Below are 17,653 nucleotides of genomic sequence, written 5' to 3' on the forward strand. Positions count from 1 at the left end.
CAGGTAGGGGCGCCGCCGTATTGTCTAGGGGTCTTCTCTTCTTGAAGGAGCGCTTCCATGACCATGCCCGTCGTCCACTCGCTGCGCGATCAGATCCGCGAGCACATCGTGGAGGGCATCGTCAGCGGCCGCTGGAAGCCGGGCGAGCGGATCGTGGAGCGCCGGATCGCCACGGAGCTGGCCGTGAGCCAGACGCCCGTGCGGGAGGCGCTGCGCGAGCTGGAGTCGCTGCGGCTGATCGAATCGGCGCCCAACAAGGGCGTACGGGTACGGAATCTGACGGCTGCGGACCTGGAGGAGAGCTACCCCGTCCGGGCCGGTCTGGAGCAGATCGCGGCCGAGCTGGCCGCGGAGCGGCTGGCGGCCGACTGCTCGGCGCTGGAGCCGCATGTGGCAGCGCTGTACGAGGCGGACCGCGCCGCGGACGGGACGGAGCAGGTACGGCACACGGTGGCGTTCCACCGGGAGCTGGTGAAGGCGGCGGGCAACGGGGTGCTGCTGCACACGTGGGAGGGCCTGGGGATCGAGGTCTTCACCGCGCTGTCCATCCGGTGGCTGGGCACGAAGCAGAAGTCCTACGCGGAGGAGCACGAGGAACTGGTCGCGGCCTTCCGCCGCCGCGACCCCCAGATCGGCACCCTGGTCAAGTCCCACGTCCTCGGCTGCGCCCCTCGCGCGTAGCGCCTCCGGCTCGGCCTCCGGCAGAGGTAGCGGTACCGCGGGGTCGGCAGCTCGCCGGGGCATTGCCTGCCCGTCGATTCGCGGCACCCTCGTCGAGTGCCCGCCCCCGTGAGCGGTGCGCCTCGCCCGCCCGCCGTGGGAGCCCCGTCCGGGGTGCGGGGCCTCACTCTGCACCGAAAGATCTCGGCACCCGGTGCCCTATTTCGCGGCACCCTGTGCCGACTTTGTCGATCTGAAGAAGTTTTTCGCTTCAAACTTTGATCGATCATCGATCGTCGGCTTACAGTCGACCACGGACTCACCAGTCCGTCGGCCCCGTCCTGCCAGACAAGGCCCCATCTCCACCCCCCTCCTCTCCGGAAGGCGGCGTCATGACCGACCCCGTAGGCAAGCTTCCGAGCGAGCTCGACCAGCTCCCGGACCGTGACACCGAGGAGACCGCCGAATGGGCGGCCTCCCTCGACGCCGTCACCAAGGCCGCCGGCCCCCACCGCGCCGCGTACCTCATGCGACGCACCCTCCAGCACGCCGAGGGTGTCTCAGGGCTCGATCTGCCCAAGCTTCTGGAGACGGACTACGTCAACACGATCCCGACCGCCGCCGAGCCCGCCGTGGACGGCGACGAGGCGATGGAGCAGCGGATCACCGCCTGGAACCGGTGGAACGCCGCCGCGATGGTCACCCGCGGCGCCAAGCACGGCGTCGGCGGACACATCGCCACCTTCGCCTCCGCCGCCTGGCTCTACGAGACCGGCTTCAACCACTTCTTCCGCGGCAAGGAGCAGGACGGCTCCGGCGACCAGCTCTACATCCAGGGCCACGCCTCCCCCGGCATCTACGCCCGCGCCTTCCTCGACGGCCGCCTCACCGAGGCCCACCTGGACAACTTCCGCCAGGAGTCCGGCGGCAACGGCCTGCCGTCCTACCCGCACCCGCGCCGACTGCCCTGGCTCTGGGAGTTCCCGACGGTCTCCATGGGCCTCGGCCCGCTCTCGGCGATCTACCAGGCGCGCTTCAACCGCTATCTGACCAACCGCGGCATCAAGGACGTCTCCGCTTCGCACGTCTGGGCCTTCCTCGGCGACGGCGAGATGGACGAGCCCGAGTCGACCGCGGCGCTGGCACTCGCCGCCCGCGAGGGCCTCGACAACCTGACCTTCGTCATCAACTGCAACCTGCAGCGCCTCGACGGCCCGGTCCGCGCGAACTTCAAGATCGTGCAGGAGCTGGAGGCCCAGTTCCGCGGCGCCGGCTGGAACGTCGTCAAGAGCCTGTGGGGCAACGCCTGGGACGAGCTCTTCCAGCTCGACACCACCGGCGCCCTGGTCCGCCGCCTCCGCGAGGTCCCGGACGCGCAGGTCCAGACGTACCAGACCCGCGACGCCGCCTACATCCGCGAGGACTTCTTCGGCAAGGACCCCGCGCTCGTCGAGATGGCGAAGCTGCTGTCCGACGACAAGATCCTCGAGTGCTTCCACCTCTCGCGGGGTGGCCACGAGCCGCGCAAGGTATACGCCGCGTACAAGGCCGCCGTGGAGCACAAGGGCGCCCCGACGGTGATCCTGGCCCAGACGGTCAAGGGCTACACGCTCGGCGAGGGCTTCGCGTCCAAGAACGCCAACCACCAGATGAAGAAGCTGACGGTGGACGAGTTCAGGACGATGCGGGACCTGCTCGGCCTGCCGATCTCCGACGCGGCCTTCGCCGACGGCCAGGTGCCCTACGGCCACCCGGGAGCGGACTCCCCCGAGGTCCGCTACCTCCAGGAGCGCCGCGCCGCCCTCGGCGGCCCGGCCCCGGCCCGCCGCGTGCACCCCCTCGCCCCGCTGCCCGCGCCCGCCGAGAAGGCGTTCGCCGCCTTCGACAAGGGCTCCGGCAAGCAGGCCCTGGCGACCACGATGGCCTTCGTCCGCCTGGTCAAGGACCTGATCCGCGACAAGGACACCGGCAAGCGCTGGGTGCCGATCGTCCCCGACGAGGCGCGCACCTTCGGTATGGAGTCGCTCTTCCCGTCGCTCGGCATCTACTCGCCGAAGGGCCAGACGTACGAGCCGGTCGACCGCGACCAGCTGATGTACTACCGCGAGGCCAAGGACGGCCAGATCCTCAACGAGGGCATCACCGAGGCCGGTTCGATGGCCGACTTCATCGCCGCGTCGACCACGTACTCGACGCACGGCGAGACGATGATCCCCTTCTACATCTTCTACTCGATGTTCGGCTGGCAGCGGACCGCCGACCAGATGTGGCAGCTCGGCGACCAGCTCGGCAAGGGCTTCCTGGTGGGCGCCACGGCCGGCCGTACGACGCTGACGGGTGAGGGCCTGCAGCACGCGGACGGTCACTCGCCGATGATCGCGGCGACCAACCCGGCGGCGCTGACGTACGACCCGGCGTTCGCGTACGAGATCGCGGCCATCGTCAAGGACGGTCTGCGCAGGATGTACGGCGAGGCCCGCCCGGACGAGGACTCGGAGGTCTTCTACTACCTCACCGTCTACAACGAGCCGATGGTGCAGCCCGCGAAGCCGGAAGGCGTGGACGAGGGCATCGTCCGCGGTCTCTACCGCTTCAACGAGGGCGAGGGCGCGGCGGACAACCCGCGCATCCAGCTGCTCGCGTCGGGTACGGCGATCCACTGGGCGCTTCAGGCGCAGCAGCTGCTGGCCTCCGACTGGGGTGTCACGGCCGACGTCTGGTCCGCCACCTCCTGGACCGAGCTGCGGCGCGACGCGCTGGAGGCGGACGCGGCACTGCTGCGGGGCGAGTCCCGGGTGCCGTACGTACGCCAGGCGCTGGAGGGCGCGCAGGGCCCGGTGCTCGCGGTCAGCGACTACATGCGTCAGGTGCCGGACCAGATCGCGCAGTGGGTGGAGCAGGACTGGTCCTCGCTCGGCGCGGACGGCTTCGGTCTCTCGGACACCCGTGAGGCGGCCCGCCGCCACTTCGGTGTCGACGCCCAGTCGGTCGTCGTCGCCGCCCTGGCCCAGCTCGCCCGCCGCGGCGAGGTCCCGGCCTCCGCGGTCAAGGACGCCCGGGAGCGGTACGGCTTCTGAGGCTCTCCCTCGCAGTGACGCCCCCGTCGCCCACTGGGTGACGGGGGCGTCGTGCCTGCGCGTCCTGGGTTCCCCACGCCCGCAGGGGCACAGGAGGCGCGGCCCCCCGGGCGAGGAGGCTCCGGGGAAGGGCGGGGAAGGGCGGGGAGGGGCGGGGAGGGGAAAATGGCCCGCATGCGTGCCGCCCGCCTCATCAAGATGGTTCTCCTCCTCCAGTCCCGTCCCTCCATGACCGCCGCCGAGCTCGCCCAGGAGCTCGAGGTCTCCGAGCGCACCATCACGCGCGACGCCCTCGCGCTCTCGGAGGCAGGCGTTCCGGTGTACGCGGACCGGGGCAGGGCCGGGGGCTACCGGCTGATCGGGGGGTACCGGACACGGCTGACCGGGCTCGCCAGGAGCGAGGCGGAGGCGTTGTTCCTGTCCGGCGTGCCGGGGGCGCTGCGCGAGATGGGGCTGGAGGACGCGGCCTCCGCCGCACAGCTCAAGGTGTCCGCCGCGCTGCTGCCGTCGCTGAAGGACGCCTCGCACTCGGCGGCGCGGCGGTTCCACCTGGACGCGCCCGGCTGGTACCAGGAGCCGGCGACCCCCGACCTCCTGCCGGTCGTCGCCGAGGCGGTGTGGGACGACCGCGTCGTCACGGCCCGCTACCGGGACGCCGAGCGGCGGCTGGAGCCGTACGGCCTCGTACTGAAGGCCGGGGTCTGGTATCTGTGCGCCCGGGCCGACGGCAGCTCCTTCCGGGTCTACCGCATCGACCGCTTCACCGCCGTCGCCCTCACCGAGGACCGCTTCGAGCGGGACGAGGCCTTCGACCTGGCGGGCTTCTGGGAGGAGCGCGCCGCCCAGTTCGCCCGCTCGATCCTGCGCGCCGAGGTGGTCGTCCGGCTCTCCCCGGACGGCGCGCGCCGGCTTGCGTACGTCACCGACCGTGCCGCCGCCGAGGAGGCCCTGGCGGCCGCGGGACCGCCCGACGGTCAGGGGTGGGTCACGGTGACGCTGCCCGTCGAGTCCGACGTGGTGGCGTTCACTCAGCTCCTCTGTCTCGGAGCGGAGTTGGAGGTGCTGGAGCCGGCGGGCCTCCGTGAGCGCTTCACGGAGGCCGCGGCAGGGCTGCACGCCCTCTACTCCCGCCGTCAGCGGTAGTCCTCCGCCGTCCCCTCCCCGCCTCCGTACACGACGTCCTCGAAGTAGCCCCACGCGTCCGGCCTGCTCCCGTCGGCGTCCGTGAAGCCGTACTCCTTGGCGAGCTGTCCGCTGGACAGCGACTGTCCGTTCCAGCGCGCCCGCTCCGGGTCCGCGGCGAGCGCGGCCACCGCCCGGCCCACGTACACGGGCGATTCGGCGATCGCGAAGTGCGGCTGCCCGGCGATCGCTTCCCGCCAGTTCTCCTCCCGCACCCCGAAGGTGTCCAGCATCTGCTCGGAGCGCAGGAAGCCGGGGGTGACACAGACGGCGGAGCAGCCGACGCTCTTCAGGTCCTCGCCGAGCGCGAAGGCCATCCGGATCGGGGCGCTCTTGGTGAGGTCGTAGTAGAAGTTCTCGCGGAACCGGCGGTTGGTCTCCGCGGTGCCGTCGGTGACCTCGACGACGAGCCCGCCGGGGTTGCGTACGAGCAGCGGCAGCGCGCAGCTGCTGGTGATGATGTGGCTGCGGACGCCGAGCTCCAGCATCCGCAGGCCGCCCTCCAGGTCCGTGTCCCACATCTTCGTGTTCCAGACGATGAGGTGTTCGCCGCCCCAGACGTCGTTGACCAGGATGTCGAGGCGGCCGTGGTCCTCGTCGATGCGCGCGACCAGGGCGCGGACCCGGTCCACGTCGAGATGGTCGGTGGGGACGGCGATGCCCTCGCCGCCGGCCGCGGTGACCAGTTCGGCGGTCTCCTCGACGGTCTCGGTCGCCCGGCCGACCTCGCTGACGTGTTCCCTGGTCGTACGCCCGGTCACATAGACCGTCGCGCCCGCCGCGCCGAGTTGTACGGCGATGGCCCGGCCCGCGCCCCGTGTCGCACCCGCGACCAGCGCGATCTTCCCCTGCAGTGCTGTGTTCGTCACCATGCCGGGACGGTCGCACGGAAATGCGACACCCTCTGTCCACATTTCCGAAAGGGAGCGTTTCGGCCGCTCCACGTGCGCAGGTCAGCGCGAACCCCGATGCTTGTCCCGTGATGGACGAGACGGAGTTCTGGGAGATCATCGACAGCACGCGCGAGGCCGCCGAGGGCGACCCCGAGGAACACGCCGATCTGCTCGTCGACCGGCTGCTGCAGCTCGACCCCGACTCCGTCCTGGACTTCGCCCGGCACTTCGAATCGCGGTACAACCGCGCGTACCGCTGGGACCTGTGGGCCGCCGCCGCCGTCCTGCTCGGCGGCGCGAGCGACGACGCCTTCGACTACTTCCGGTGCTGGCTCATCGGCCAGGGGCGCGAGGTGTTCGAGGGCGCGGTGCACGACCCGGACTCCCTGTCCGAGCTCCTGGACGACTTCGACGAGGAGATCGACGGGGACGGGGAGGAGCTGGGGTACGCGGCCGACGAGGCGTACGAACAGCTCACCGGTGCGGTCGCACCCGATCTGGGGATCCCGGCGCAGTCGGCGGAACCGGAGGGCACGCCGTTCGACTTCGACGACGACCGCGCGCTGGCGGAGCGCTTCCCGGCGCTCTGGGAGCGCTTCGGAACGTAGCGCCGCCCGCGCCGCGCGCCTGCCGCCGGGCGCGCGCAACACGCGCGGGCACCCGGGAGGCGCGGCCCGCCCGGCGCCGGCCGGTGCCGGGCGTACGCTTTCTCCGGTGAACATCACGCCGCCGTCCCCGCCGTCGCCGCGTCGGCCGCTCACCGAGCGCCGCAAGGCCACGACCCGGCTGGAGATCGCGCGCGCCGCCGCCGAGCTGTTCGCCGAGCGCGGGCCCGACGGCACCACGGCCGAGGAGATCGCGGACCGTGCCGGGGTGGCGCTGCGCACCTTCTACCGGTACTTCCGCAACAAGCGCGATGCCGTCGGCCCGCTGTTCGCGATCGGCGCCGAGCGCTGGCGCGTGCGGCTGACGGCGGTCGCGCCCGGACCCGGGCCCGCCACGGGGCCCGAGCTGCCCGAGCTGCCCGAGCTGCTGGAGCGGACTCTCGCCGAGGCGCTGTCGGTGCCGCCGGGTACCTCGGCCGAGTGGCTGCGCTGGACGCGCTGGCTGGTGCGTACGGCGCTGCGGGACCCTGCGCTGCGGGCGGTCTGGTACCGGGTGAACCAGGAGTCGGAGGAGCAGCTGCTGCCGGTGCTGGCCGCGCTGACCGGGCCGGACGCCGAACCGCTGGAGGTTCGGCTGGCCGCGGCGGTGGCCACGGACGCGGTCAGGATCGCGCTGGAGACCTGGGCCGAGGCGGACGCCCCGCCGCTCGCGGGTCCGGGTTCGCCGTCGGAGCTCGCTGTGCGGTGTCTGCGCGAACTGATGGGCGGGATGCGCCCGTTGACGGGCGCGGGGCGGGCTACCGGGTGAGCGAACGGCCCATCAGCACGTCGTCGGCGTAACGCCCGGCCAGGTAGAACTCACCGGGCAGGACACCTTCCACGGCGTACCCCTCGGACTCGTAGAGCCGGCGGGCCGGGGTGTTGTGCCCGAGCACACGCAGGGTGATGCGCGTCGCGCCCTGACGCCGGGCCTCATCCCCCGCGGCCCGCAGCAGCGCCCGCCCGACGCCCTGACCGCGCGCCCCGGCGGCCACGGCGAGGCCCTGGATCTGGCGTACGTGCCGGTGGCAGGCGAGCGGGGTGGGGGCGACGACGCAGATGAATCCGGCGATCCGGCCGTGGCGGTCGTCGTGCTCGCCGCGGTCGCAGCCGCCGTCGCGGTCGCCGCGGGCGTCGTGGTCGCCGCGGGCGTCGTGGTCGCCGTGGTCGACGCGGCCGTCGCCGTCGTCCGTCTCCGCGACGAGGTAGTCCTCGGGGCGGTGGGCCTTGAAGAACGGGCCGTACGGCGGCACCGGGCGGGCCTGCACGGAGTGCAGCGTGGACCAGGTGGCGCGGTCGAGCTCGCCGAGCGCGGCGTCGTCGCAGCCACGGGCCGGGCGTATGGAGAAGAGGGTGCCGGGTTCGGACATGGCGGCCACTGTGTCATGGGGGGAGGATGTGAGACATGCGCATTGCGGTCACCGGCTCGACCGGGCTCATCGGTACGGCACTTGTACGTTCCCTGCGTGAGGACGGGCACGAGGTGGTGCGGCTCGTGCGGCGGGCGCCGCGGGCCGCGGACGAGGTGGAGTGGGATCCCGCACGGCAGCACGTGGACGCGGCGGGGCTCATCGGCTGCGAGGCGGTGGTGCATCTCGCGGGTGCGGGCGTGGGCGAGCAGCGGTGGACGGCCGCGTACAAGAAGGAGATCCGGGACAGCCGGGTGCTCGGTACGGCCGCGATCGCCGAGGCGGTGGCGTCGCTGGAGGAACCGCCTCGGGTGCTGGTGTGCGGTACCGCGGTCGGGTACTACGGCGACACGGGTGACCGCGCGGTCGACGAGAGCGCACCGCCCGGCGCCGGCTTCCTGCCTTCGGTGTGCGAGGAGTGGGAGGACGCGGCGGCGCCGGCCGAGGAGGCGGGCATCCGGGTGGCCTTCGCCCGTACGGGCCTGGTCGTGGCCCGCGAGGGCGGGGCGTGGGGCCGGCTCTTCCCCGTCTTCCGGGCGGGCCTGGGCGGGCGGCTCGGCAAGGGGCGCCAGTTCTGGAGCTTCATCTCCCTGCACGACGAGGTCGCGGCACTGCGGCACATCGTCGACACGGACACCCTGTCCGGGCCGGTCAACCTCACGGCCCCGGACCCCCTCACGAACCGCGAGGTGACCGCGGCGATGGGCCGCGTCCTGCGCCGTCCGACGCTCTTCACGGTCCCGCCGATCGCGCTGCGGGTCTACCTCGGCGACTTCGCCGAGGACGTCCTCGGCAGCCAGCGCGTACTGCCGGCGAAGCTGCTCGAATCGGGCTTCACGTTCAGCCACCCGTCCATCGAGGAGGCGATCCGCGCGGCCCTCGACTGAGCCGCCGGCGCGGCCGGGAAGGCAACCGCCGGAACCCCGGAGTCCGAATCCGGCCGGAGTCCCGGTCCGAGTCCCGGCCCGAGTCCCTGGGGTCCCGCACGGGAACCGCCCCACGAGACGCCGTCACGGCACCGGGCAACCCGTGCCCGTCCCGCCGGAGGCACCCGTGCGACCCCGTGCCACCGGGCGCCCCGACGCGCGCGCGTCGCGGTCGGTGGCGAGGTTTCTACGCTCGATCCGAACTTCGGCATTCCGCTCGCCGGTTGGGGGCATGAGCCCCCACACCAGCCGCGCCGACCCGGGGAGGGGCACGTGCTCAGCAGCGCACGCCACGCGGACGTCGTCATCGTCGGAGCCGGTATCGCCGGGCTCGCGGCGGCTCACAGGTTGACCAGTGCGGGGGTCACGGTCCTCGTGCTGGAGGCCGAACCGAGGGTCGGGGGCCGGATGGTCACCGAGGACCTGGACGGGTTCCGGCTGGACCGGGTCGGCCCGTTGCTCAACACGTCGTATCCGGAGCTCCGCCGTGACCCTGCTCTCGCCGGCATGCCGCTGCGGACCTTCACCCCCGGCGTGCTCGTGCACAGCGACGGCCGGCACCACCGCGCCGGTGAGACCCGCGGCGTACGCCACGCACGGAGCGCGAGGGGCGCACTCACGGCTGCGCGCGCCCTCGCGAGCGCCCCTCGCACGCCTCTCGGTGGCGCCATCGACCAGGCCCGCCTCGCCGCCGCGCTCGGCCGGCTCGCGGCCACCCCGCCCCGCCGGCTGCTCGCCCGCCGTGAACTGCCCACGCACGAGGCCCTGTTCGCCCGCGGGCTCCCCCCTCGTACCGTCAACTCCTTCCTCCGTCCGCTGCTCTCCGCCCTCCTCGGCGACCCGGAGCTCACGACCTCCAGCCGCTGCGCCGACCTCGTCCTGCGCGGTTTCGCCCGCGGCCGGCTCTGCGTCCCCGCCGGCGGCGCCGCGACCCTTCCCGAGGCGCTCGCGGACGCCCTCCCGCCCGGCACCGTCCTCACCGGCGCCCGGGTCACCGAAGCGTCGATCAGCTCCGTCACCACCGAGGAGCACGGCACGTTCACCTGCCGCTCGCTGCTCCTGGCCACCGGCGCCCGCGCCGCCGCCGCGCTCCTGCCCGGGCTGCGCGTCCCGGACTTCCACCCCGTGACGGTCCTGCACCACACCGCCCCCGCACCGCCGCTGGCCGAGCCGGCCCTGCTCCTGGACGCGGACGGCCCGGGCCCGGTCGCGCACACCGCGGTGATGAGCGAGGTCGACCCGTCCCGTGCGCCGGAGGACCGGGTGCTGATCACGTCCACCGTCCTCGGCCGCCCGCCCGCCGGGCTCGACCGCCGGGTCCGTACGCATCTCGCCACGCTGTACGGCACGTCCACCGCCGACTGGGAGCTGCTGGACGCGCACCACGACCCGGAGGCCGTACCGGCGATGCCCCCGCCGCACGACGCACGCCGCCCGGTTCGGCTCCTCTGCGGGCTCTACGTCTGTGGCGACCACCGCGACACGAGCACCGTCCAGGGCGCCCTGTTCTCCGGCCGGAGGGCGGCGCACGCGGTCCTGCGCGACCTCGGCATCCAGCCGGAGCTCAGCCCGTCCTCCCTCAGCACGGCTGCGGCGTAGCTCTGGGAGTCCAGCAGCAATACATCCGACCTCTCTTGTCGCCAGCTCTTGTCAGTGACCTGACACAGCACTACGGTCCCCGTGTCCCTTGATGCCAGGAGTGACACCGGGAGGCAGTAGTGCGCCGAGCCATGCCCGTGCTCCTCTTCATCCTCAGCCTAGTCATCGGAGCTATCACTCCCACTGCCGCTGGGGCGGGCGAGCCAGGGGCCACGGCGCCACCGTCCGTCGTCCCGCGCCCCACCGACTGGACGGACCTCGGCGGTCGTACCGTCCTCACCCCTCGCACCCGCATCGTCGTGGACCCCCGCAGCGCCCGGGCCACCGCGCTTCCCGCCGGGCGCGCCGAACTCCCCGGTCCCGCACGCCAGTCGGTGCGCGGGCTCGCCGATCAGCTGCGGGCCGAGCTCGCGAGCGTCAGCGGGCTGCGTCCCCGGATCGCGTACGGCCACCCGGCCCCCGGCGACATCGTTCTGCGCCTCACGGACACCGGACTCGGGGCGGAGGGCTACCGCTTCGACAGCGGCAGCGGCAGCCGCACTGCCGGAGACACGGGCGGCGCCGTCACCGTCGAAGCCGCCTCCACGCACGGCCTCTTCTACGGCACCCGCACGCTCCTCCAGCTGCTCCGCGCCACCGCCCCCGACCACCACTCGCTCCCCCGCGCCCGCGCCGCCGACCGGCCCGCCCAGGCCGTCCGCACGGTCCATCTCGACGCGGGCCGCAAGTACTGGCGGATCCCCTACCTGGAGAACCTCATCCGCAGGATGGGCGACCAGAAGCTCAACACCCTGTTCCTGCACCTGTCGGAGTCGGAGGGTTTCCGCCTCCACAGCCCGAAGTTCCCCGGGCTCGCCGACCCCGGCCACAGCTACAGCCGCGCCGACATCGAGCACCTCAAGGCTTTCGCGGCCCGCCACCACGTCCAGCTGATGCCCGGCATCGAGGTCCCGGGCCATGCGACCGTCATCAGCGAGGCGTTCGGCATCGGCTTCGGCGCGGACAACGGCACCGGCTCGGCCCCGTGCACCGGCGCGCACACCCACTCGCACCTCACCGCCGACTGGATCATCGACATGACCAGTGAGCGGGCGGTGGAGAAGACCGAGGAGATCGTCGACGAGTTCGCGGGCTGGTTCGACGCGCCGCTGTTCGCCATCGGCGCCGAGGAGGTCCCGGGCCAACTCGCCGAATGCCCGCGCGTGAAGGACTTCCTGGCCGCGGACCCGGACGTCAGCACCCTCGGCGACCTGCTCAACCGCTACATCAACACCCTCGACGACGTCGTGAGCAAGCACGGCAGGCGCACCGCCGTCTACAACGGTTCCGAGCACCTCGCCGCGCCCCAGCAGAAGGTCCACGGCCCGGTCGTCTTCATCACCTGGGAGGGCACGGGCGCGGAGCCGGCCATTCCGGGCCATGACGAGATCGCCATCGGCCCCTTCTACGTCACCCCGAACAACTACCACCACCTGTATCCGGACGAGCCCTGGATGTACGACACCTGGGCCCCGAGCACCACGCCCGACATGCTCGGCTCCGGCCTGGTCAACTGGGCCGACTACAACTTCTGGTCGGACGACGGCTACTTCGAGCAGCAGATGGCGGCAGCCCGCGCGATCCTCGCCGACCGCGCCTGGAACGCCTCCCCCACCCCCGACACGGTCGACGGCTTCCGCGCCCTCGTCGCCCGCCTCGGCGACCCGCCCGGCATCCGTCCCCTGCCCGTGGCACCCCGCACCGACGACGGCCGCCCCAGCCACCACTGGACCTTCGACCCGGCCCCGTACCCGAGCGGCTGGACGTACGCGGGCAGCCCCGGCAACACCCTCTACGCCGAGGACGTCGCGGGCGCCCTGCCCGGCACCTCGTACATCATCAACAACCCCACGCCCGTCACCGGTGACGGCGCGACCGGCGGCGCCTGGCGCTTCGACCACGACCGGGACGGCGTCGGCCTCGGCGGCCTCGACACCGCCGAGCCGTGGACGGTCTCCGTACGGGTACGCCCCACCGCCCGCACCGCCGACCAGGTGCTGCTCAGCTCGAAGGCGGGCGCGCTCAAACTCATGCAGTACGGCACCGGCCGGGTCGGCCTCACCCGCTACGGCACCGCCGACCACTCCTTCCCCTACACCCTCCCGCTCGACCGCTGGACCCTGCTGACCTGGGTGGCCGAGCCGGGCCGCACCACCCTGTACGCCGACGGCGAGCGCGTCGGCACCGTGGAGGCATCCGTCCCGCTGCCGCTGCGCTCCATCGGCACCGAGAAGGCGAGCCTCCGCGGCGATCTCGACGAACTGCGCACCTGGGACGAGGCGCTGAGCCCCGGACAGGTACGCGACCTCCTCCGAAGGGATGCACAGTGAGACGCACCGCGGCCGCGGCGGCCCTCGCCGCCTGTGCGGCACTGCTCCTCGCACCGCCCGCCTCGGGCGCCGGGGACGGTGCCCGAGGCGGGGGCGCAGACGGGGGCAAGGACTACGAACCCACCGTCGAGTCCCTCAACAGCCACCCCACACCGACGTGGTTCGAGGACGACAAGTTCGGCATCTTCATCCACTGGGGCGCCTACTCGGTGCCCGCCTGGGGCCCGCGCGGCAGCTACGCCGAGTGGTACTGGAACTACATGAACTCCCCGGGCAGCGCCACCAACACCCACCACCGGGACACCTACGGCGCGGACGCCGACTACGACGACTTCATCGGGCAGTGGAAGGCCGAGAAGTACGACCCGGACGACTGGGTGAAGCTCTTCAAGGACGCCGGGGCCAAGTACTTCGTGCTCACCTCCAAGCACCACGAAGGTGTCGCGCTGTACGACTCCGAGGTGTCCGGCCGCGACAGCGTCGACCTCGGCCCCCGCCGGGACCTCGCGGGCGAACTCTTCGCCGCCGCCCGCAAGGACGGCCGGGGAGAGACGCTGAAGGCCGGCTTCTACTACTCGCTGTACGAGTGGTTCAACCCGTCCTACACCGGCCGCCCCGCCACCAACCCGTACACGGGCGCCACCGTCGCGTACACCGGAGCCCCGGCGGTCGACGACTACGCCGCCGACTACATGGCGCCGCAGATGCGGGAACTGATCGAGCGGTACGACCCGGACATCCTGTGGTGCGACGGCCAGTGGGAGAAGCCTGCCTCGTACTGGAGGACGGCCCCCGTCCTCGCCGACTACTACAACAGGGCCAAGAACCGGCCGAAGCCGAAGGAGGTCGCGGTCGCCAACCGCTGCAAGATCGAGACCGGTGCCCTGGACTCGACCGAACTCGACTTCCAGACGCCCGAGTACACGGTCAAGGCGGACATCGACCCGAACAAGTGGGAGGCGAGCCGCGGCATCGCCCACTCGTACGGCTACAACCAGAACGAGCCGGAGGAGGACCATCTGACGTCCGACCAGCTCGTCGACTCGCTCGTGGACATCGTCAGCAAGAACGGCAATCTGCTGCTCGACGTCGGCCCGCGCGGCGACGGCACGATCCCGGAGATCCAGCGGCAGCGGCTGCTCGACATGGGAGCGTGGCTGGGGACGAACGGCGAGGCGATCTACGGGACGACGTACTGGCACCACGCCGAGGAGCCGTACGGCGACGACGACGTCCGCTACACGGTGAAGGACGGCGCGCTCTACGCGACCGCGCTGACGTGGCCGGGGGCCGAACTGACCCTGGGCTCCGACACCCCGGTCACGGCGGGCTCCCGGATCACCCTGCTCGGCTCGAAGGCCGGGCAGCTGGCCTGGCACCGGGACGCACAGGGCCGCGTCGTGGTGAGGACCCCGGCTCAGGCGGGCAAGCACGCGTACGTCTTCAAGGTCACCACTCCGGGGGTGCACAGCCTGGTGCGGACACGCACCGAGCTGCCGCGGGAGCTGAACCCGGGGCGTACGGCGGACGGCGGACTCACCGTCACCAACACCTCCCGCCGCCCGGCGCCTTCGACGGACCTGCGGCTGTCGGCCCCCGACGGCTGGACGGTCACCCCGTCCACGGCCCGGCTGAAGCCGCTCGGCCCCGGCGCGGACGCGAAGGTCCCGTTCACGCTCACCCCGCCCGCGTCGGCGGCGTCCGGCACGTACACGCTGGACATCACCCTGCGGCACGGCCGGCTGACGACGACCACGGAGGTGAAGGTGACCGTCGCCCGGGAGAACCTGGCGAAGGGCCGCCCGGCCACGCAGTCGTCGACCGCCTGGGACGCCCCGGCCTCACGCGCGGTGGACGGCGACACGGACGGCGCGTTCTCCGGCGGATCGGTGACGCACACGGCCGAGCCGTCGCACCAGGCGTGGTGGCAGGTCGATCTCGGCGCGAGCGCACGGCTGGAGGAGGCGCAGATCTGGAACCGTACGGACTGCTGTGCCGACCGGCTCACGGACTTCTGGCTGCTGGCCTCGGACGACCCGATCACGGCCGACGGTCTCGAGGAGGCCAAGGCGACCCCGGGCGTCACGGCGATCCACGTCCCGGCCCGGGCGGGCCGCCCGACCACGGTCCCGCTGCCGCCGGGCACGACGGCCCGGCACGTCCGCATCCAGCTGTCGTCCCCGACGAACCCGCTCTCGCTCGCGGAGGTCCAGCTCAGAGGCAGCCGGTCGTAGTTCCTCTCCTAAGCACAGCGTCGTCCCGCCGGACGGCGCCGGCTGCTCAGCCCATCGCCGCGACGCGGTCCCGGTACGTACGTACCGCGGCCGCGTCGCGGTACGGCTCGAGCCGCCGCTCGAAGTCCCGTACGTACTCGATCGCACGGGCGGACCGCATCTCCGAGGCCTGCTGCGCCGCCTCCGCACCCAGGGCGCACGCCTGGTCCAGCTCCCCCAGCCCCAGCCGGGCCGTCGCCAGGACGATTCGGCAGAAGAGCCGGCTGCGCGCGTACCCGGGGGCGCGCAGGTGCAGCGAGCGCTCCGCGTGCTGCACGGCCGCCCGGAACTGCTGCAGATCGCGGTGGCAGTGCCCGAACTCGTCCGCGAGCTGCGCCTCGTCGAAGAAGCGTGCCCAGTGCGGCGCGTCGTCCCCGGGACGCGCCGTGTCCAGCGCGCGCTCGGCCCGTACGAGCGAGGCCGTGGCGGCGCGTACCTCACCGAGCACCGCGTGGCCGCGGGCCTCGACGGCGTGGAGCAGTGCCTGGACGACGGGCGGTACGGCGGAACCGACGCCCTGCTGGGCGACCCGGGTCAGCTGGACGGCCTCCCGCCCGTGCCCCAGGTAGACCGCCTGCCGGGCCATGGTGACCAGCACGTACGACCCGTAGGCCCGGTCACCGGCCGCCTGGGCCAGCCGCAGGGCCTGGACGAAGTACCGCTGCGCGAGACCGTGCGCGGCGATGTCGTACGACGTCCAGCCGGCCAGCCGGGTCAGATCCGCGGCGGCCGCGAACAGCCGGCGCCCGGTGTTCTCACCGTACGTGCCGCGCAGCATCGGCTCGGCCTCGTGCTCCAGGTAGCGGACGAGTGCCTGGCGGGCGTGTCCGCCGCCGTAGGCGTGGTCGAGGGTGCGGAAGAGCTCGCCGACCGACCGCAGGGCCGCGATGTCGCCGGGGGTGACGCGCTGGCCCGGCCCGCGGTCGGTGCCGCGCTGCCGCGGCACGGTGGAGCGGCCCTGGGAGGGCACGCGCACCGGCCCGCCGTTCTGCGCGGGATCGCCGCGGCTCACCTGTTCGTCCGCGCGCCCGATCAGCCAGTCCCGGCTCGGGACGACGAGCCCCGCCGGGGTGAACGCGATCTTCCGCAGCTCGGCATGGCTGCCGGAGTCCTTGCGCCACAGCCCGCTGACGATGTCCACGGCCTCCTCGGGCGTGGCCGCGAACTCCAGACCCGCGTAGACCGGCGCGCACGCGTCGAGCCCCAGGTCCTGCGCCGACAGCCGACGCCCGAGCCGCCGGGTGAAGACCTCGGCGATGAGCGCGGGCGTCGTGCCGCGCGGCTGCTGTCCGCGCAGCCAGCGGGTCACCGACGTCTTGTCGTACCGCAGGTCGAGGCCGTGCTCCAGGCCCAGCTGATCCACCCGGCGGGCGAGCCCCGCGTTGGAGAATCCGGCTTCCGCGATGAGCGCGGCGAGCTGGCGGTTGGGGGTGCGCTGCGGGGGTCGGTCCGTCATCAGCTGTGCGGTCTCCTGCCTTCCGGGCCCGGGTGCGGCCCTCGCAGCCTGGGGGTGCCTCCTGGGGGTTCCCCCCCAGGCGCGGCTCTGGGGGAGAAGCTCCGGGGGAGGAACGGCGCGAATTTAGCGGCCCATACCGACCCAACCGCCACGTTCGTCCGGCATTCATCCGATCGTGTGAGGATTGAGGGCGGCGCTGACGGGTGCGACACGAGTCGTACAGTGGCCGGGGGCGCGATGAGTGCACCGTGAAAGCTTTAGGGAGGCACAACGGTGAGCGAGCTGCGATTTGTCCATCTGGGCTTCGGCGACGACGCCGTCGAGTACCAGGCGGCCTGGGACGAGCAGCGCCGTGTGCACACGGCCCGGTTCGGCGGCGAGATCCCCGACACCTGCCTGCTGCTGGAGCACCCGCCCGTCTACACGGCCGGGCGGCGTACGGAGGACAGCGAGCGCCCGCTGGACGGCACGCCGGTCATCGACGTCGACCGCGGCGGGAAGATCACCTGGCACGGGCCCGGCCAGCTGGTCGGCTACCCGATCATGCAGCTGCCCCGCCCGGTGGACGTGGTGGCCCACGTCCGGCGGCTGGAGGAGGCGCTGATCCGTACGTGCGCGGAGTTCGGCGTGGAGACCACCCGGGTCGAGGGCCGCAGCGGTGTGTGGGTGCTCGGCGACCCGGTCGAGCAGCGCCCGGCGTTCGGCGGCCTCTCGCTCGACTTCGACCCGCGCCTGCACGACGACGAGTTCGACCCGCGGCTGAGCGGACCGGAGTACGCCCCGTCCAACGCCGGCCAGCGGCGTGAGGACCGCAAGCTCGCGGCCATCGGCATCCGGGTCGCCAAGGGCGTCACGATGCACGGCTTCGCCCTGAACGTGAACCCGGACAACACCTGGTTCGACCGGATCGTGCCGTGCGGCATCCGGGACGCGGGGGTGGCCTCGCTGGCGAACGAACTGGGCCGGGACGTGAGCATCGCGGAGGTGCTCCCGGTCGTCGAGAGGCATCTGCGCGAGGTCCTGGAGAACGCGGATCTGCGGCCGCGGGAGGTCGAGGGGGAAACCGGCCTGGACGCCGGGCGTGGGACGGGGCGCGAGCCCGAGCCGGCCCCGGCGCCGACAGCCTGAGGAATGCCCGCCTCTGGCCAGAGGTTGGCCACCGGTG

General features: G+C 72.7%; 13 protein-coding genes. 10 read left to right on the forward strand and 3 right to left on the reverse strand.

The features are described 5' to 3' along the window. Nucleotides 1-57: 57 nt before the first annotated feature. The 3 genes from OG766_RS09455 (at nt 58) to OG766_RS09465 (ending at nt 4,880) form a co-directional block, all read left to right on the forward strand. A complete protein-coding gene (locus tag OG766_RS09455; RefSeq protein ID WP_266374715.1) occupies nt 58-681 on the forward strand; it encodes a GntR family transcriptional regulator in 624 nt (207 codons plus the stop codon). Between the two features lie 371 nt (nt 682-1,052). Next, nucleotides 1,053-3,737, forward strand: a complete 2,685-nt coding sequence (gene aceE / locus OG766_RS09460; RefSeq protein WP_328725020.1) for a pyruvate dehydrogenase (acetyl-transferring), homodimeric type — start codon at nt 1,053-1,055, stop codon at nt 3,735-3,737. Nucleotides 3,738-3,911: 174 nt separating this feature from the next. Further along, the gene (locus OG766_RS09465; protein ID WP_266378093.1) at nt 3,912-4,880 is read left to right on the forward strand and encodes a helix-turn-helix transcriptional regulator; all 969 of its coding nucleotides are present in this window, start codon (nt 3,912-3,914) and stop codon (nt 4,878-4,880) included. On the opposite strand, the gene OG766_RS09470 is transcribed toward OG766_RS09465, so the two are convergent. Further along, complete coding sequence (locus OG766_RS09470; protein ID WP_328725021.1) at nt 4,871-5,791, reverse strand: SDR family oxidoreductase; 921 nt, start codon at nt 5,789-5,791, stop codon at nt 4,871-4,873. The two genes, OG766_RS09465 and OG766_RS09470, sit on opposite strands and share 10 nt — an antisense overlap. A gap of 110 nt (nt 5,792-5,901) precedes the next feature. On the opposite strand from OG766_RS09470, the gene OG766_RS09475 reads away from it, so the two are divergent. Both OG766_RS09475 and OG766_RS09480 read left to right on the forward strand, forming a co-directional pair. Next, nucleotides 5,902-6,420: a DUF4240 domain-containing protein gene (locus OG766_RS09475; protein WP_328727451.1), complete on the forward strand. Its 519-nt coding sequence runs from the start codon at nt 5,902-5,904 to the stop codon at nt 6,418-6,420. Between the two features lie 112 nt (nt 6,421-6,532). Then, on the forward strand, nt 6,533-7,225 hold the full coding sequence (locus OG766_RS09480; RefSeq protein WP_328727452.1) for a TetR/AcrR family transcriptional regulator: 693 nt from the start codon (nt 6,533-6,535) through the stop codon (nt 7,223-7,225). On the opposite strand, the gene OG766_RS09485 is transcribed toward OG766_RS09480, so the two are convergent. After that, complete coding sequence (locus OG766_RS09485) at nt 7,215-7,826, reverse strand: GNAT family N-acetyltransferase (RefSeq protein WP_328725022.1); 612 nt, start codon at nt 7,824-7,826, stop codon at nt 7,215-7,217. The two genes, OG766_RS09480 and OG766_RS09485, sit on opposite strands and share 11 nt — an antisense overlap. Nucleotides 7,827-7,861: 35 nt before the next feature. On the opposite strand from OG766_RS09485, the gene OG766_RS09490 reads away from it, so the two are divergent. The 4 genes from OG766_RS09490 (at nt 7,862) to OG766_RS09505 (ending at nt 14,993) form a co-directional block, all read left to right on the forward strand. After that, the gene (locus OG766_RS09490; protein WP_328725023.1) at nt 7,862-8,752 is read left to right on the forward strand and encodes a TIGR01777 family oxidoreductase; all 891 of its coding nucleotides are present in this window, start codon (nt 7,862-7,864) and stop codon (nt 8,750-8,752) included. Nucleotides 8,753-9,064: 312 nt separating this feature from the next. Further along, nucleotides 9,065-10,390, forward strand: a complete 1,326-nt coding sequence (locus OG766_RS09495) for an FAD-dependent oxidoreductase (RefSeq protein ID WP_328725024.1) — start codon at nt 9,065-9,067, stop codon at nt 10,388-10,390. Nucleotides 10,391-10,509: 119 nt separating this feature from the next. After that, on the forward strand, nt 10,510-12,759 hold the full coding sequence (locus OG766_RS09500) for a family 20 glycosylhydrolase (RefSeq protein ID WP_328725026.1): 2,250 nt from the start codon (nt 10,510-10,512) through the stop codon (nt 12,757-12,759). Beyond that, a complete protein-coding gene (locus OG766_RS09505; RefSeq protein ID WP_328725028.1) occupies nt 12,756-14,993 on the forward strand; it encodes an alpha-L-fucosidase in 2,238 nt (745 codons plus the stop codon). The genes OG766_RS09500 and OG766_RS09505 overlap by 4 nt, the downstream gene beginning before the upstream one ends. A 46-nt stretch (nt 14,994-15,039) precedes the next feature. On the opposite strand, the gene OG766_RS09510 is transcribed toward OG766_RS09505, so the two are convergent. Further along, on the reverse strand, nt 15,040-16,488 hold the full coding sequence (locus OG766_RS09510; RefSeq protein ID WP_266374700.1) for a regulator: 1,449 nt from the start codon (nt 16,486-16,488) through the stop codon (nt 15,040-15,042). Nucleotides 16,489-16,761: 273 nt separating this feature from the next. Here OG766_RS09510 and lipB point away from each other — a divergent pair, with 273 nt between their 5' ends. Next, on the forward strand, nt 16,762-17,616 hold the full coding sequence (gene lipB / locus OG766_RS09515) for a lipoyl(octanoyl) transferase LipB (RefSeq protein WP_266374698.1): 855 nt from the start codon (nt 16,762-16,764) through the stop codon (nt 17,614-17,616). Nucleotides 17,617-17,653 lie beyond the last annotated feature (37 nt).

The sequence above is a fragment of the Streptomyces sp. NBC_00259 genome, assembly GCF_036181745.1.
GTDB lineage: Bacteria > Actinomycetota > Actinomycetes > Streptomycetales > Streptomycetaceae > Streptomyces > Streptomyces pratisoli.

Coding starts and splice junctions, on each gene's coding strand:
- OG766_RS09455 (WP_266374715.1), top strand. CDS start 58: ATGACCATGCCCGTCGTCCACTCGCTGCGCGATCAGATCCGCGAGCAC.
- OG766_RS09465 (WP_266378093.1), top strand. CDS start 3,912: ATGCGTGCCGCCCGCCTCATCAAGATGGTTCTCCTCCTCCAGTCCCGT.
- OG766_RS09485 (WP_328725022.1), bottom strand. CDS start 7,826: ATGTCCGAACCCGGCACCCTCTTCTCCATACGCCCGGCCCGTGGCTGC.
- OG766_RS09470 (WP_328725021.1), bottom strand. CDS start 5,791: ATGGTGACGAACACAGCACTGCAGGGGAAGATCGCGCTGGTCGCGGGT.
- OG766_RS09510 (WP_266374700.1), bottom strand. CDS start 16,488: ATGACGGACCGACCCCCGCAGCGCACCCCCAACCGCCAGCTCGCCGCG.
- OG766_RS09475 (WP_328727451.1), top strand. CDS start 5,902: ATGGACGAGACGGAGTTCTGGGAGATCATCGACAGCACGCGCGAGGCC.
- aceE (WP_328725020.1), top strand. CDS start 1,053: ATGACCGACCCCGTAGGCAAGCTTCCGAGCGAGCTCGACCAGCTCCCG.
- OG766_RS09490 (WP_328725023.1), top strand. CDS start 7,862: ATGCGCATTGCGGTCACCGGCTCGACCGGGCTCATCGGTACGGCACTT.